Genomic DNA, 15,282 nt, shown 5'->3' with positions numbered 1-15,282 from the left:
ATATATAGCGCTTTCGTCAGGAGATTTCTGCCCCCAATGCGAAACACGCATGTCCGCCGCCTGCCGGCGTTCGAAAACGGCCGGCTCTCCATTTCGCAGTCTCCGCCGTCCCTGCTGGTCAAACTCCTTGCGAAGTGCCTGTCCAACACGCTGACGAACCCCGCGGGTCCCTCAAAACTGATTTTTTTCCGATTCCCTCACTCGAGGGAAGTTCACACTATCTAGCGTCGAACCTGCCTGCAAACACTAAATATAGTGTTAACAGACAATTTATTCCAGTCCGACAATTCTCCCTATTGTCCCCAACCGCCCCACAACCCCAACGCTTCCGCCGGCCTCGTGAACGGGCGGAAATGCGGGCAAAACGCACATAATCCGGGAAAAAGACCGGGCTCAGAACTTTCCGGTCGCACTCTCAACAGCAGCGCATGGCCTATAAAAGGCGACTCGTTTTGCGCCGTCAAGGATTCGTTTGCGTAGCTTTTGTGACCCCAACATCTTGTGTGTCACATATGTGGATAACGGGGATAGAATTGCCGCGCGGCGACCACTTCGCCGCTGAATCACGAGGGATCAGCCGTAATGCATTTTCGGCTTTGGCTCGGTGCCGGTGAACTGCACCCCAACACGGTCCTTGCGGCGCCAGCGAACCTCGCACCGATAGGCGATGCCGTCGAGCGGCACGTAGAGAAGGAAGCGATCGGGAACCCGAGCCTCGAGCGGTATCTTCAGTTCGGCGCCGCTGTCGTGCTGATTGCGTAACGTGCAGCCGACCTCCGAGCTCTGAATCCCGGTGATGATCGTTCCGCCCTTGAGCACGCGCGGACGATGCTCGCGCTTGGGCTCGCCGGAATCTTCCGGCAGTGGGTCTACAGGGTTCACCATCGATACACGCCAGACCGAGCGATTCTTATGCGTGAATGATTAGCAGACCATTCACGGCCCCGCATCGAAAACCGTGCGGGCGTACTTGGTGTGGAGCGGACTCCTGGAACCGGAGATCGCGGCCGATCAGGGAAATCTATGCGGATCGGCGCAGAAATAGGCGATGATCTGGCAAAGGTCGGGTTCGTTGATCATGCGTACCGCGTCCTTGGAGTTGACCCATTTGCGGGTGCGCGAGTTTTTTTCCTTCCAGCGATCGGCGATCTTGTCGACGTGCAGCGGAAACACCAGGACTTCGCACGGCACTTCTTCGCCGGAAGCCAACACCTTGGCGTAGAAATAACGACCGGCCTCAAGGTGCGACACCGTTCCGCGCAGTCCGGCCTCCTCGCCGGCCTCGCGCGCGGCAGCCTCGCAGAGCGGCTCCCTGGCCTCCGGCCAGCCCTTGGGCAACACCCAGCGGCCGGTATCGCGGCTGGTGATCAGCAGGACCTCGACGCCGTTACCGGTATCCCGCCAGGGTAGGGCAGCAACCTGCAGACGGCACGGCGCCGTACCGAAGAGTCGCCGGACCCTTTCGGCCAGATGGTTGTGCGTCGTTGGCCTTGTCAACATCGGAGAAGCTAGCCCCAGCCTCCAGAATCGTTTGCCGCCTCACGAGTCTTACGGCCAATTGTCAGCAATAAAAGTAAAAACTTTGGATGCACTGGCCAATTTCCGCCAACAAAGGTCGAATTCACAAGAAATGGTAACCTATCGGACCATTTCCCAAGCAAATGGGCCCGGTGGCGGTTGCAAATTTAAACGCGCTGTCGCGAATCAGCCGGCGTGATCGTCGGCGATCGGCTTTTGATAGGTGAAGCCCATGTCCCACGGGAAATAGATCCAGGTGTCCTGGCTGACTTCGGTGACGAACGTATCGACCAGCGGCCTGCCTTTTGGCTTGGCGTAGACAGTGGCGAAATGCGCCTTCGGCATCATCGCGCGCACAATGCCCGCCGTCTTGCCGGTATCGGTCAGGTCGTCGATGATCAGCACGCCGGCGCCGTCATCGGCCAGCAGGGCGGGGGTGATCTCCTTGAGAACCTGCAACTGCCCCTGGCTGGTGTAGTCGTGATAGGAGGCGACGCAGACCGTCTCGATGACACGGATGCCGAGTTCGCGCGAGATGATGGCAGCCGGAACCAGCCCGCCGCGCGTGATGCAGACGATCGCTTTCCATTGCCCCTTGTTGGCACCCGCAAGCCGCCACGCAAGCGCGCGGGCGTCACGATGGAACTGGTCCCAGGAGACTGGAAAGGCTTTTTCGGGAAGGGACATGTCGCGCACTCCGCAGCACGCGGGGATCGCGCGCAAAGAAAACAGGGGAATGCGCGCGGAATTAACTGGAAAGCCTTGGCCTTGGCAAGGGCTGGGCCGGCGATCGCTGTGGACTTAAAGCGCGTCGAGTTGAACGGATTCAAGCGACGCGCTTCAAGTTTTTGTTTTCTGCATGTCGTTCGCCAAAAACCAGGGTCACTTTTGGGCGACACGCACTAGCGCGACAGGAAGGCCGCCACCGGCGCCGTGCGCAGAACGGTGCGCGTCACGCCGCCGAACAGAAGCTGGCGCAGCCAGGAGTGGCTGTAGGCGCCGAGCACCAGCAGATCGGCGCCGGTCTCCGCGATTCTGGTCTGGATGATGTCGTCGATGGAATTGCCGCCCGACCTTTGCACCGAGACGCTGACGGTGGCGCCATGGCGCGATAGCGCGGACGCGATTTCGGCGCCGGCGGCTTCCGGGCTCTCGTCGAGCGAGTCTGGTGGGTCGATGACCAATACGTCGGTTTTCTCGGCTTCGATGATGAACGGCAGCGCGTCGAAGGCGGCGCGGGCGGCCTCCTTGCTGCCGTTCCAGGCGAGCAGCACATGCTTGAAGGTGGTGACCAGCGGGCCGGCGTGCGGCACCACCAGCACCGGCCGCCCGGCATCATAGACCAGCGTATCGACATCCGCGCTCGGGTCGCCGCCCGTCTCGCGCTGCGCGGCGATGATCAGATCGGCGGCGCGCACGCTGGAAATGCCGGTCAGCGCGCTGTCGCCCGAAAAGCTCTCCAGGCTTCGCCACTCGAAGGAAAGTCCGGAGTTCTCGATATGCCGGAGAAAAATGGCCTGTAGCTTCTCGGCCCGCTCGCGGTTCATGTCGGCCGAAACCTGCAGGAACTCGGTGTCCGGAAAGCCGGTGGCCGAGGTGTAGGGCACCGGAAGCGTTTCGGCGTGGATGCCGGTCAGATGGCTCTGGAACCGGTTGGCGAGCGGAACGGCGCAGTCCAGCACGCGCTCGGCGTCCTGTTCGTTTTGCAAAATGGCGACGATGGTCTTGAATCGCATGGTAATCCCCTCAGTTTACAAGCGATAGAATTGCGGCCGATCGAACTCGCCAGAAGGAAACGTCGCAGCGTCGTGCTTGGTTCCGGTCTGGACCAGATCAGCCCGGATTGCTGGCGAACCCGGCCACCATTGCCTCGACATCGGCACGTGCTGCGTCAAGCGCTTCCTGGCTGCGGGCGCGCACGACCAGTTCGGTCCAGAATTTGCCATCGCCATATTTCGGATAGGAGCCGATGATCGTGTCCGGATGCGCTTTCTGGATGTCGCCCAGCGGTCCGCCGATGAGGCCTTCGCCGAAGGGACAGTGTACGCTTGCCGACAGCATCCGGGTGCCGGCCTTCAGCGTCGGCACGACATTGTCGAGCATCGCCTGGAAGATCGACGGGACGCCGGCCATGACATGGACGTTGCCGACGCGGAAGCCGGGCGCAACGGACACCGGGTTGTCGATGAGATCGGCGCCGCGCGGCATCCGCGCCATGCGTTTGCGGGCCTCGGTGTATTCGATGCCGCGCGCGGCATAGCTTGCCTCGAGCATGGCATAGGCCTTGGCATCGTATTCGCAAGGCACGCCGAAGGCCTTGGAAATCGAATCGGCCGTGATGTCATCATGCGTCGGGCCAATGCCGCCGGTGGTGAACACATAGGTGTAGCGTGCGCGCACGGCATTCACCGCCGCGACGATCTCGTCTTCCTCGTCCGGAACGATACGCACTTCCTTCAGGTCGATGCCGATCGCCGTCATGATATCGGCGAGATGGCCGATGTTCTTGTCCTTGGTGCGGCCGGACAGGATCTCGTCACCGATGACGAGCATGGCGGCGGTTACGATTTCGGGCATGGAAGGCTCCGGCAAGACGAGTCGCCTCAGATAGCGCGGCGCGGCAGCAGCCGCAATGCCGGCTGGGCGGCGAACAATCTGTGCCGGTATGCGAGATATCCATCGAACCAGGCCCGGTTTCGATGCAAGGTTGCAGCGGCACCGGATGCGGCTAAGCTCAAGCCGGTTCTGGTGCGGGTGAACAATGCTCTGGTCGATTCTGTCATGGCTGCTGGCCGGACTTTTGTTGCTGGCGGTCCTGGGGATCGCCAGTCTGGTGCTGGCGACGCTGTGGATCGCGGCCAAGGCCGAAAGGTTGGTGCCGCCGGTCGGAAAATTCATCGAGGTAGACGGCAACCGCATCCACTATGTCGATCAGGGCGAGGGGCTGCCGATCGTCTTCCTGCACGGGCTTGGCGCCCAGCTCCACCATTTCCGGCACACGCTGTTCGGGCGGCTAGGTGCGGACTACCGGTTGATCGCGCTCGATCGACCGGGAGCGGGCTATTCGGTGCGTGCGAGCGGCGCAACGGGGCGGCTGCCCGAACAGGCCGAGGTCGTGCGACGCTTCATTGAAGCTCTCAGGCTGGAAAAGCCGCTGGTGGTCGGTCATTCCCTGGGTGGTGCCATCGCGCTGACCCTGGCGGTGGAACATCCCGAGGCGATTTCCGGCATCGCTCTCCTGGCGCCATTGACCCATATGGAAGCCGGCGGGCGCGAAAAGTTCGGCTCACTCTACATTCCGTCACGCCTGTGGCGCTGGATCATGAGCTATACGGTGGCGATACCGACAAGCCTCAGATATGCGCGGCCGACAATGGAATTCATCTTCGCGCCGCAGGTCCTCCCCGGCGATTACATGGTCGGAGGCGGCGGCTGGCTCGGGCTCAGGCCGGCCCATTTCTACGCCATGTCCTCCGATGTCGTGGCGATTGAGCGCGACCTTGGCCGCATCGAGAAGCGCTACGGCGAGATCGCCATGCCGGCCGGCATTCTCTTCGGCGATGCCGATCGCGTCACCACGTTTCACACCCAGGGTGCGCCGATGAGGTCAAGGATCGAGGGGCTCGATTTCGAATTGGTCGAGGGCATGGGGCACATGCCGCAATTCGTCGCGCCGGAGCGAATCGTCGCCTTCATCGAGCGCGTCGCCAATCGAGCCTTCGCCGGTCGGGCATCACCGCCGGCTCACGACAATTTCACTGAACCATCAGGCTGATTGCCGGTTTTACCCGTGTCGCCCCCAAGGCGGCAAAGACACGGAGTAGTTCAATGGTTACGAAACTTCTTGCAGCATCCGTCCTGACGATCGGTCTTGCCACATCGGCTATGGCGCAGTCGTCAGACAGCACCTATTCCAACAATCACGACTGGTGGCCGTTCGGCAACGGAACCCATACAAGCGTCGATACCACCACCACCGGAAGCATCAACGGCGACCGCTCAGGCTTGAACACCCTGGGCAATACCGGCCCGATCGGCCCTTGCGCCTCCGACACCGCCGGTCCCGATGCGAATGCCCAGGGGAACGTGAACGATCAGTATTGCGGCAAATAGTCGGAGCACGATCCCCAGAAGCGAGTAATCGGTTTTCGGAAAGATCGCGCTCAAAAAGACAAAGCCCGCAGGGCAGCCGCCGGCTGCGGGACGTCCTCTCTCCGGACGTCCGCAGTCGGCGCCCTGCCTGCCCGATTACTGAGACCAGGATACAAGAATTTACTCGGAGACTTCTGTCTGCGGGCGGTCCCGGCCGTCGGCCAGTTCGTCGTGCCATTTGCCTTCGGCGTCCTCGTACTGGATGCCGTCCGTAGCCCCGGCGACCTGTTGCTCGGCCGAAGCGATTTCGGCGGCGCGCAGTGCGTCCTGATGCGTGGGAAACGTCTCCGAGAAGGTCGCACCGACCTTATAGGCCCAGCCGCCGTCATGCTCGACGATCTTGTAAGTCAGCTTCGCCATCAAAACCTCCAGTTGAAAGGTCCGTCTGCTCAATGCAGCCGGCCGTCGGGCAGTCTGTCGTCGGGCACCAGCACTTCCGATTCCTTGGCGGCTTCAATCAGTGCCCGGCGCGCATCTGCTGTCGAACGATAACCTTCCAGCACTTTGAGGCAAGTGTCGAGGGCATCACGATGGCGCGGGCCGCGATTGAGCGGCCAAACGGTCATCAGGCACTCCGCCGCTTCCTGGGCACTGCGGATTTGACGATATTTGCCGACGTGGCCAAGTTCGACGACGACCGGCACTTCAAAAGGTTTGTTGTCCATCATGGCCGCAACGCAAAGCAGCCAATTTGGTTGCAACCATGTCCTTGAGCCTGCGCCCAAAAGTCGCGTCGCGTTTGCGACACGCTCTAGGTCCTTGTTTGACGCATGTCGTCATCCCAAAACCGGATCCAATTTTGGGTGACATGCACGGGCGTCTCAGTAGCCGCAATCGTTGCGCAACCAGCGTGCATTTGCCCAGCCGGTCCTGCCTCCGATCTCGACCTGATACCAGTTGCCGCGGCGGTCGAAGATCTCGGTGTGATCGCCATTGAACAGCTGGCCGATCATCCGCGACGACGAGTTCGGCCGTGTCCGCACGGCAAGAAAGCCGCTGCCGGTCGCCAGATTGTAGCGGCCGGACAGGCCGTGCACCGTGCCCTCGCAATATTGCGCGCTGGCCGGTGTCGACGCGCCGATCCAAAGTCCGGCCACAGCTGTCAGTGCTGCAACAGGCAAGAATGCCCTGAACGACATGATTTCCTCCCAAGCCCGTTCGTGCCCGCTGCAGCCTCACCCAAGGTAACAGTTTGCGGACAGAATTGAAGCCAAGCTGTGGCAAACTGTCCAGAACTGCGAGCCGCGCCGGGATCAGGAGAACCGATCGATCAGCCCGCCGCCTTCATCCAGTGCTGCATCGTCGTCACCGAACGGGCAAGCTGCGGCGCCGGGTGGATTGTCTCGCTGAACGTGGCCGCCGCACGCCATCCCCAGCGCGGATCGGCCAGGAAGGCGCGCGCCAGCGCCACGATGTCGGCGCGGCCCTCGGCGACGATCGCTTCGGCCTGCTTCGGGTCGTCGATCAGGCCAACCGCGCGGGTCGCAATGCCGGCTCCCTTGCGCACGGCTTCCGCCAGATGCACCTGGTAGCCCGGTCCGGTGGGCAGTTTCTGCAACGGTGAATTGCCGCCGCTCGAGCAGCAGAGATAGGCGACGCCGACATCCTTGAGGGCTTTTGCCACTTCGATCGCATCCTCGATGTCGAAGCCGCCATCGACCCAGTCCTTTACCGACAGCCGCGCGCCGAGCATCAGATTTGGCGCTGCCTTCCGCACTGCCTTGGCGATCTCGACGGCAAGACGCATGCGGTTTTCCAGCGAGCCGCCCCAGCGGTCCGTGCGCTGGTTGGACAGTGGCGACAGGAACTGGAAGATCAGATAGCCGTGTGCCGCGTGCAGTTCGAGGAAATCGAAGCCGGCGCGTTCGGCACGTCTTGCCGCCTCGGCGAAGCGTTCGATGAGCTGCAGGATTTCTTCTTCCTCCAGCGCGCGCGGCACGTTCCAGCCGGTGTCGTAGGCGATGGCGGAGGCCGACACCGTCTGCCAGGGATCCTCGTTTGGCTGCAGCGGCCCGCCCCCCTCCCACGGCTTGCGGTTGGAGGCCTTGCGGCCGGCATGGGCAAGCTGCGTGCCGAACTTCGTGCCGGGAGCGGCGACGCGCCTGGCCGCGTCCAGTGTGCGGCGGGCGGCCGCCTCATTGTCTTCGGAATAAAGGCCGAGGCAGCCATGCGTGATACGCCCGCGCCGTTCGACATCGGTCATCTCGACCGTGACCATGCCGGCGCCGGACATGGCAAGGTTCATCCAGTGGTAGAGGTGCCAGTCGCTGGCCGAGCCGTCTTCGGCGGAATATTGGCACATCGGCGCGACGGCGATGCGATTGGGGAAGGTGAGGCCGTCAAGGGTGATTGGCTGAAAAAGCGATGCGGTCATGAGAAAGGGCTCCGGGAGGGGTAAACCGCTATCTAGGTAGTGGATCGAAGGCGCGCCAGACACGAGAAGGTGACACGCCCTTTTTGGACCGATTGCCTGCATTGCGCAAATGCCGGTTCGCGGCTACGCCTCGACCGGGTAGCATGGAGACCACGATGGAAGATCGCATTCGCATCCGTTCGGAGGAAATCCTCTCGGACGACTGGGCTGTCCTGAAGAAGACCGTCCTTGACTACCGCCGGCGTGACGGACAGTGGGAAACGCAGATCCGCCAGACCTATGATCGCGGCGACGGCGCGGTGATCCTGCCTTACGATCCCTCGCGCTCGACCGTGCTTCTGGTACGTCAGTTCCGCTATCCCGCCTACGTCACCGGCCACCGCGAGCCGCTGATCGAGGCCTGTGCCGGCCTGTTGGACGAAAACGATCCGGAAACCTGCATCCGCAAGGAGGCCGAGGAAGAGCTGGGTTACCGGCTGCAGAACGTGGAACGGCTGTTTTCACCCTATATGAGCCCGGGCAGCGTCACCGAACGGCTCTGGTTCTTCGTCGCCCGCTATTCGCCTGCCGACCGCATCTCGGCCGGCGGCGGCGCGCCGGAAGAGGGCGAGGACATCGAAGTGCTGGAAATGCCGCTCGACGAGGCGCTGGCCGGCATTGCCGATGGCCGCATCATCGACGCCAAGACCATCATCCTCATCCAGCATCTGAAGCTGTATCCGATTCCTGCTTGATCGATTTCTGGCGCTTGCATCCTGTCGCCAGGCTGGCTCTCGGATCGATGGCCGAATAGGGGCGGTTGGCCGTGGATATTCAGCGTTCGCGCGCCCGGCGTGCAGAGGCTGGGCCGGGGCCGCGCATATAGTGAAGTTCTGGCCGATAGCGCGGTGCAACGAATTCGCGAAAAGCCGATGCCAACCGAGTGATCAAGGCCAAGCGTGCCATGACCCAATCTCGGTAAGACGCTGCGGGACGCTGTTCGTTTCCGAATTTTGGCTGAGCTATCCACATGACGGCAAAGTCCGTGACGTTGAAGCCGACGCCGATACGGTCTCGCGTGATGGACCGCTTGAACAAAAGACCGAATCGGATTGGATCGCCGTCAGAAATTCCCATGACATCTCGGACGACAAGAGGGCTACCGCCAGGGCCGTGACCAGGAACACTGCGGGAAGGCCGAACAGAAGCTTGCGCGACATCATTGTCCCAACCTCACACGCCGGTGTCGATGTGGAACAGCGTCTTGCGCCCGGCATGTCTGAAGCTGTCGGAGCAAGAACCGTGCCACGCCTGCGCCCACGCGCGATTCCGGCCGGACCAATCCTGGCCCACGGCCTCCCAAGCTGACGCACGCAAATGTCCCGTAATGGGTCACTTGCGCTTGGCACCAGATTTGCAGTGTCAGCAATGCCGGGTGTTGGGGCCGGCATTGGGGTGGGTGGGGGCCTCGCCGCTTCGCAAATGGAGCGGCGAGGCTTTTCATTCAGCCATCAGCCTTCATGCGGCTCGACAGCCGATCGGGGTGACGAGAGGCCGCCGAGCCTAACCGGCTTGGGGCTTCTTGTTGGGCAAGCCGGCTGAAGCCAACCCTAATATTAGCTACCCTGCAACAGAAGCCTGTTCGGACGTTTTCCCCTGCTATTGGCCGCTGTGCGGCAAATCCACAAAGTCGATGTCCAGGCGCTGATCGACAGGCTCGGCCCGATCGCGAGTCGATGCATTGGGAAACGGGTGCGGGACATGTCTGGCGATTTCAGCGAGTGGCGCGGAGCCGGCATTTTCGCCGTTTGGATCATACCGACTTTGCGGTGGGACACGACCCGGGGCGGGGCGGCCCAGCGGCCTGGTTGCTAGTTGTGACCGGCAGCTAGGCGGCTGGGCCTGACCGGCGGGGCGGGTTGGGGCGGCGCCGGCTGGCGACGATATATATGCTACCGCTAATATAAGGGGAACACACCCATATGAACGAAGGAAGTAGCAAAAGGTGGAGCACAAACCGGCCGCAACCTAGATGGTGAGCGTTTTCGAGAAGCTGCATTGGCGGACCGTGCTGGACCACCAGAGTCAGGGCCAAAGCGAGGGCGGCAAGGGAGCTCGGCGACAAGGTGATGATCGCGGAGATCGCGCCGAAGGTGATGCGCTGACGGGATTGGATTTTTGCCGGGGCGGCCCAGCGACTTGCTAGGGGACTAGCAGCGGTGGCCGCTGGGCCTAACCAGTCCGGGCTCGAGGAGGCGCTGTGCTGGCTAACCCGAAGCATGCGCTCACGCTAATGCGAGAGCCAGAGCGCATCCGCATGAAGGGATACCACCGAAAGGTTGAAGCGCGCCCGCTGCCGACGGAGTGTGAGGGACGAACCCCGAATGCAAGATGGCTCTATGAGGTACACCCGGATGAGGTACAGCCGTGCCTCACATGGCGAGCCTTTTGACTGGCTCACGGAACAAGAGATCCGGTTTCAGTGATGGGGGAAGTGGACATGCCAAGCAGAGTCAACGATCCGCCACCGAAGCCTGACACGAAGAAGACACTCCGTCGTCCCGACAAGGAAGCATCGCCGGAGCCTGAACATGTCGATCCGCCACCGCGAGACGTGCGAGAGGCCCCGGCACCAAATCCAAATGGCGATAAGAAGTCCGGATCGCACGGGCGCGACGAAGGGCCCGCCGCCCGACCGTGGCGGGCTTCTCCATTGAGCGCTGATTTCAACATGGTGCGGACGACAGATTCGAACCCGCACGATCAAAGCTCAAGGGATTTTAAGTCCTTTGAGGCTTTGCGCGTTGCTGGTAGGCTGCCAGAGCGGCAAGTAAAGGGAAGGGGAATGCTTATGATCAGTCGCAGTTCGTTCTTTCGCGCGGTCGCCATCTGTGGCGTGCTCGCGATCTCTTCGGTGGCCGGCGACGGCTTTGACGGCAGTTTGGGCTTTCGCCTGGTCAACCCGGCGGAAGCAAAGACGGTCGTGATCCAGAGGACGACCATCTACATCACGACCCTGCCCAAAGGATGCGTGAAGACCACCTACAACGGTGGCGCCGTGGTCTGGAAATGCGGGACGAAGTATTACCAGCCCTACAAGGGCCGCTACGTGCTGGTTTATATCAAGTAAGGGCGCTCGCCTCACCGCAGAGGCCCCGAACAGCCTTTTCGCTAAGCCGCTGGCGTGACACTGCGCGCCGGCAGCCGTTTGGCTGCGGTCCCTGGTTCGTCCGAGGGAGCCTTTTGCCTGGAGGCGTGTGAGCCAAGAGTGGTGCGGACGACGGGAATCGAACCCGTACGATCAGAGATCGAGGGATTTTAAGTCTATTGGATTTCTGCTAGGTCGCTACAAAGCACGGCTTTGCACATCCAATTTTCCCACAAATCTCCACGGATTGTAGGAAATTACCGCTAATTTCCCACATGCTTTCCTGATGTGGGAAACGCCTTTTGCGCTTTCCAAACAGGGCGGGTCCAACTAAATCTGCGGCGACTGCGGGCGTGGTGAAATTGGTATACACACCGGACTTAAAATCCGGAGGCCTCGGCCATGCGGGTTCAAGTCCCGCCGCCCGCACCACCAGGTTATTTGCTTATGCGATTTGAGTTGTTCTTCTTGGGGCGGATACCGTCAGGCAACAAAGGTGGCCCGCACTCGAATTTTGCCGTCGACTTCCGGACCCAAATGCACCACCAGCTTGTTCGCCTCTGGCAGACTAGCCCCCTTCTTGACCACAAGCGTTGGGTGTCTAAGCCCTACAATGAAAGCACGTGGGAGGGCGTGGCCACCTTCGAACGACACGGGCTGGACTTCGTGGTGGTTGCAAGTGAACGCGCGTCATTGTTCATCAGGATGGACGTCCATTTTTATGAACCGGCTGGTGGATTGTCGGTGGCAAGCGACGTTGCCGATGTCGACAACAGGGTTAAAGTGCTGTTCGACCTTCTGAGACTACCCGATCAACCCAAACACATCCCTCCAGGGTTGCAGCCACACTACTGCCTCATGGAGGATGACCGGCTGATTTGGGAGCTAACGGTCAAGCGTCATAGGCTCCTTCGCAGCTTCGAGGGGGCGGAGTACGCGACAAGACTTGATGTTAGCGTCCTTCCGTCTCGTGGAACGATGGGCAACCTGTCAATCGTGGACACTGCAGTCTACTAGTTGACTGGTCGAACTCGCTTCCAACCACATCGAGCCCGCTGGCGATCAGTGCGGAAGCACGGGTGTGTCTGAGGTCGTGGAACCCACCTTGGGAAACTCGACGGTAGGGCGGCTTCGTCTCCGGCCGGCTTTCCCAGTCGATCGATCGCGTAGCGCCATGCAGCGACTATGAGCCGGATAGCGACTGCGAGCATGGGCGCCTGCGAACGCCATCAACGTCACGGGAAAGCCCGTGGGGACGATCAGTGGGCCTTTCCATGAGAAACTCGGGATAACACCCAGAAGCGCTGGGCGGGGAGCACGCTACGTTCCCAAGCAAAGACGAGTGCGAAGCTGAAAACGAGCACGGCGGCGAAGTGCTGGGCGAGCCGCACGACAAGGATGCAGACCAGCCATCAATCGGCTGGACCATAGGAACCGATCAGCGGGTCACGATGAAGGTCGATGATACCGCGTGGATCGAGGATGGCGAACGGGACGCTGGGGAGATGCCCGAGGAATGCCGGACGGTGGACGGGATCCCAATTTCGACCCAGTTTGAGAGGTTCCCGCTGTCCCTGGTGGCGGGTTTCTGACCGGTGCCCACATCCCTCCGGTGAAGCTGTCCGAATCGGCGATCTGCAAAACGTTAAGTGGGTCCGAATCGTACTTGGCGCCGAACCAACCTTCATATTCAATACGGATCCAAAACTGGGCTTGCGGTTTCCAAAAGCTTTGCCGCGGATCGCTGTGTGTCATCCCGAATGAGCAGGTCGTCTTATCGCCGTTTTGGAGGAGTGGAATTTCCGTCGACTGAGTGAAACACGCCAGCCACCGCTTTTTGGCATCCTCATTGGCACCGACTCCGAGCGCCGCTTTGAGGCCAGCCTGGTCGTGAACGATCAGGCGGATATTTTTCGCGGGAATTGATCCAGAGTTCAGCACCACGAGATTGTAGGCGATCCCATCGTTCCCGCCGCTGTGAGTTTTAACCGCGGCCGTTACGATCGGGCGAAATTGTCGCCTCCAGAAGAAGACGGACATGCCAAGTGCAACCAGAGATACGGCCAGAGCGGCAAGCGCCAATAAGGTGTCCAAGTTCGTTCTCCTTCTCGTCTTGGCCCGCCTGGCTAACGACGGCGGGCCTCTTCAAGGCGGAAACACGAGGTACATCCCTCGTGGCACTTGAACAAATCTTGGTCAACCTCTCCCCTGGTCAACCAGCTTTGAGCGTTCCCCTGAAGCGGGCCGCTCCCGATGGAGTGCAGGGAAGAACGCGAAATGCAAGATGGCTCTATGAGGTACAGCCGGATGAGGTACACCGCGCCGCCAACGGCCCGCCTCAAGGTGGCGGGCTTTTGATTTGGCACCGCAATTGGCACCGGAAGAGCAGGGAAGGGTAGGGATTGATAGATATGTCGGGCTCAGGTCGCGCCTGCAAAGCCCGGAAAACAAGGCTGGCCAAGACTGTGAAGGACACGTCTGGATGGGCTGGCTCGCATCTAAGATCCCTTGCCTCTACCAATTCCACCACATCCGCAGGCCAGCCTTCTTTCAGATGTCAGGATGCGGGCCGTCAAGTCGTGTTCCTGGTCAAGTCTGAATACGGAAGCCAGACCGGGCGGTTTGATCGTACTGGTGCGATCACGGAATTATGCGCGCCGGAGGTACTGGTATGATACTACTCGGCGGATCAAACCCGCCCAGGCCGGCGCTTCTCAGCCCAACCCATCACCCCGCCCAACTGGGGGCGTCGGCCGCCCCTTCCACCAAAAGAACTCCTTGAGCCACGGCCTTGGCCGGGTCGCGCCAGGCCGCTGGCGAGGCTCAGAACTTGTAGCTCAAATTTATGCCGACCGTGTTCAACTTCACATCCTGGTCGCGGTCGGTGAAATCGCCGGACGCGTCAAAATGCTCCGAGCCGAAATCATAGTAGCGATACTGGGCGCCGACGACGAACTTGTCGGTCAGCGCGTAGTCGACGCCGGCACCCACTGCCCAGCCGACACTCGTGCGTGAACTGTCGAACGCCGTGCCTGTCGCTTGCGACGTTTCGATGCCGGCAAAGGCGATGCCGCCGATGCCGTAGACCAGCAGCCGGTCCATTGCGTAGCCGGCCTTGGCGTTGATTGATCCGAACCATTTGACGTCGGTGCCGAAAGTGTTTCCCGGCTCCGCCTCGGTCGTGCCGTCGACCGAGGAGTAGTTGAGGTCGGCCTCGGCGCCGATCACTGCCTGGTCAAACTGCCACAGGCCGGCGATATGGCCGCCGACAAAACCGCCGTCGATGTCGGGCGAGACGGAAAATGGCTCGCCCCCCGTCCCCGTGATATCGGACTGGCCCCAGCCATAGCCGGCCTGCAGGCCGGCGTAGTAGCCGGTCCAGTCGAAGCCGGGCGCGGTCATCGGGATGTCGACGGTGGGGTCGGCTGCGGAAGCTGGCACGGCCAGGGCAGCGAGAAAACCGGCAGTTGCGACCATCAGGCGATGCACATCGAACTCCCCGAAATGACGAATTCAGAAAGGCCCTTGCAGGAAGGGTAACCCGATTTACGACAAAACGGAATCCTATTCTGGCCGATGCCGCCCGCAAGCCCGGTGCCGCCAGGCCGGAGACAAGCGGCATTGCCGCGGCAGCGTCGCCGTGCAAGATCGGCGGTTTGTGGAGAAAATTCCCGATGCGCGTCCTGTTTGGCCCGATCGCTGCAACAGCCGTCGGACTGTTCGCCTGCGGTCTCGCCATGGCCGAGCCATTGACGCTAACCATCGCCGAGGTCGTGGTGGTACCCGATCCGGAGCCAGGACAAATGGCGCTCAACCTCAAGATGACGCCGGACAGTGGGCGGGCATTCGCCGCCTTCACCAAGGCGAATGTCGGGAAGACGATTGATCTCAGCGTCGACGGCAACGTCGTGATGTCGCCGCGGCTGGTCGAACCCATCCTCGGCGGCGAGGTCATGATCAGCGGCAGGTTCGCCAAGGGCGAACTCAGGCGTCTCGCCGAACAAATTTCGGCCGGAAAGTCGAAAGTCACTGTCGACGTCAGCGCGCGGTAGCCTTCGTGAAAGGCCGGACAGCCTTTGTCATGGCGCGACAGGTCCCAGTTTGATGCTGG

17 protein-coding genes and 1 tRNA gene are annotated in these 15,282 nt (G+C 61.3%); 7 read left to right on the top strand and 11 right to left on the bottom strand.

The genetic code is table 11. The annotated features are described in order from the left end of the window. Positions 1–573: 573 nt before the first annotated feature. The 5 genes from CGZ66_RS32300 to CGZ66_RS32280 form a co-directional block, all read right to left on the bottom strand. Positions 574–885 carry a PilZ domain-containing protein gene (locus CGZ66_RS32300; protein WP_095090755.1) on the bottom strand — a complete coding sequence of 104 codons (312 nt, stop codon included), beginning with the start codon at positions 883–885 and terminating at the stop codon, positions 574–576. A 126-nt stretch (positions 886–1,011) separates the two neighbouring features. Then, the gene (locus CGZ66_RS32295; protein WP_095090754.1) at positions 1,012–1,500 is read right to left on the bottom strand and encodes an NUDIX hydrolase; all 489 of its coding nucleotides are present in this window, start codon (positions 1,498–1,500) and stop codon (positions 1,012–1,014) included. A 204-nt stretch (positions 1,501–1,704) separates the two neighbouring features. Next, complete coding sequence (gene gpt, locus CGZ66_RS32290; RefSeq protein WP_006200882.1) at positions 1,705–2,205, bottom strand: xanthine phosphoribosyltransferase; 501 nt, start codon at positions 2,203–2,205, stop codon at positions 1,705–1,707. A gap of 215 nt (positions 2,206–2,420) precedes the next feature. Continuing rightward, entirely contained in the window at positions 2,421–3,254 is an 834-nt protein-coding gene (locus tag CGZ66_RS32285; RefSeq protein WP_095090753.1) for a universal stress protein, read from the bottom strand. A 97-nt stretch (positions 3,255–3,351) separates the two neighbouring features. Beyond that, complete coding sequence (locus CGZ66_RS32280) at positions 3,352–4,095, bottom strand: competence/damage-inducible protein A (protein WP_095090752.1); 744 nt, start codon at positions 4,093–4,095, stop codon at positions 3,352–3,354. Between the two features lie 184 nt (positions 4,096–4,279). On the opposite strand from CGZ66_RS32280, the gene CGZ66_RS32275 reads away from it, so the two are divergent. Together CGZ66_RS32275 and CGZ66_RS32270 are read left to right on the top strand one after the other, a co-directional pair. Continuing rightward, the gene (locus tag CGZ66_RS32275) at positions 4,280–5,293 is read left to right on the top strand and encodes an alpha/beta fold hydrolase (protein WP_095090751.1); all 1,014 of its coding nucleotides are present in this window, start codon (positions 4,280–4,282) and stop codon (positions 5,291–5,293) included. Between the two features lie 53 nt (positions 5,294–5,346). Then, positions 5,347–5,631, top strand: a complete 285-nt coding sequence (locus CGZ66_RS32270; RefSeq protein ID WP_095090750.1) for a hypothetical protein — start codon at positions 5,347–5,349, stop codon at positions 5,629–5,631. A gap of 159 nt (positions 5,632–5,790) precedes the next feature. Here CGZ66_RS32270 and CGZ66_RS32265 read toward each other — a convergent pair whose 3' ends face one another. The 4 genes from CGZ66_RS32265 to CGZ66_RS32250 form a co-directional block, all read right to left on the bottom strand. Beyond that, complete coding sequence (locus CGZ66_RS32265; protein WP_095090749.1) at positions 5,791–6,030, bottom strand: DUF2188 domain-containing protein; 240 nt, start codon at positions 6,028–6,030, stop codon at positions 5,791–5,793. A gap of 29 nt (positions 6,031–6,059) precedes the next feature. Continuing rightward, positions 6,060–6,338, bottom strand: coding sequence for a DUF982 domain-containing protein (locus CGZ66_RS32260; RefSeq protein ID WP_095090748.1), 279 nt, complete (start codon positions 6,336–6,338; stop codon positions 6,060–6,062). Positions 6,339–6,491: 153 nt separating this feature from the next. Continuing rightward, positions 6,492–6,809: an SH3 domain-containing protein gene (locus tag CGZ66_RS32255; protein ID WP_095090747.1), complete on the bottom strand. Its 318-nt coding sequence runs from the start codon at positions 6,807–6,809 to the stop codon at positions 6,492–6,494. Between the two features lie 131 nt (positions 6,810–6,940). Next, positions 6,941–8,044, bottom strand: coding sequence for an NADH:flavin oxidoreductase/NADH oxidase (locus CGZ66_RS32250; protein WP_095090746.1), 1,104 nt, complete (start codon positions 8,042–8,044; stop codon positions 6,941–6,943). A 155-nt stretch (positions 8,045–8,199) separates the two neighbouring features. Between CGZ66_RS32250 and CGZ66_RS32245 the strand changes: the two genes are divergently transcribed. The 4 genes from CGZ66_RS32245 to CGZ66_RS32220 all read left to right on the top strand — a co-directional run bounded on the left by CGZ66_RS32245 (position 8,200) and on the right by CGZ66_RS32220 (position 12,188). Then, complete coding sequence (locus CGZ66_RS32245; protein ID WP_095091682.1) at positions 8,200–8,778, top strand: NUDIX domain-containing protein; 579 nt, start codon at positions 8,200–8,202, stop codon at positions 8,776–8,778. Between the two features lie 1,745 nt (positions 8,779–10,523). Then, positions 10,524–11,153 carry a hypothetical protein gene (locus CGZ66_RS41165; RefSeq protein ID WP_245331332.1) on the top strand — a complete coding sequence of 210 codons (630 nt, stop codon included), beginning with the start codon at positions 10,524–10,526 and terminating at the stop codon, positions 11,151–11,153. A gap of 365 nt (positions 11,154–11,518) precedes the next feature. Beyond that, positions 11,519–11,603 (top strand) — tRNA-Leu (locus tag CGZ66_RS32225). Between the two features lie 201 nt (positions 11,604–11,804). Beyond that, positions 11,805–12,188 (top strand): hypothetical protein, encoded by a 384-nt coding sequence (locus tag CGZ66_RS32220; RefSeq protein WP_143748924.1) that lies wholly within the window; start codon positions 11,805–11,807, stop codon positions 12,186–12,188. Positions 12,189–12,617: 429 nt separating this feature from the next. On the opposite strand, the gene CGZ66_RS39565 is transcribed toward CGZ66_RS32220, so the two are convergent. Both CGZ66_RS39565 and CGZ66_RS32210 read right to left on the bottom strand, forming a co-directional pair. Then, complete coding sequence (locus CGZ66_RS39565; protein ID WP_143748923.1) at positions 12,618–13,265, bottom strand: hypothetical protein; 648 nt, start codon at positions 13,263–13,265, stop codon at positions 12,618–12,620. 729 nt (positions 13,266–13,994) lie between these two features. Next, positions 13,995–14,660 carry an outer membrane protein gene (locus CGZ66_RS32210; protein WP_095090740.1) on the bottom strand — a complete coding sequence of 222 codons (666 nt, stop codon included), beginning with the start codon at positions 14,658–14,660 and terminating at the stop codon, positions 13,995–13,997. Positions 14,661–14,845: 185 nt separating this feature from the next. Here CGZ66_RS32210 and CGZ66_RS32205 point away from each other — a divergent pair, with 185 nt between their 5' ends. Then, complete coding sequence (locus CGZ66_RS32205; RefSeq protein WP_095090739.1) at positions 14,846–15,223, top strand: SecDF P1 head subdomain-containing protein; 378 nt, start codon at positions 14,846–14,848, stop codon at positions 15,221–15,223. Positions 15,224–15,282: the final 59 nt, after the last annotated feature.

It is taken from the genome of Mesorhizobium sophorae (assembly GCF_002270415.1).
In the GTDB taxonomy this organism is placed as follows: Bacteria; Pseudomonadota; Alphaproteobacteria; order Rhizobiales; family Rhizobiaceae; genus Mesorhizobium; species Mesorhizobium sophorae.
The sequence above is the reverse complement of the archived record's forward strand: the minus strand, read 5'-3'. Positions and strand labels throughout refer to the sequence as shown.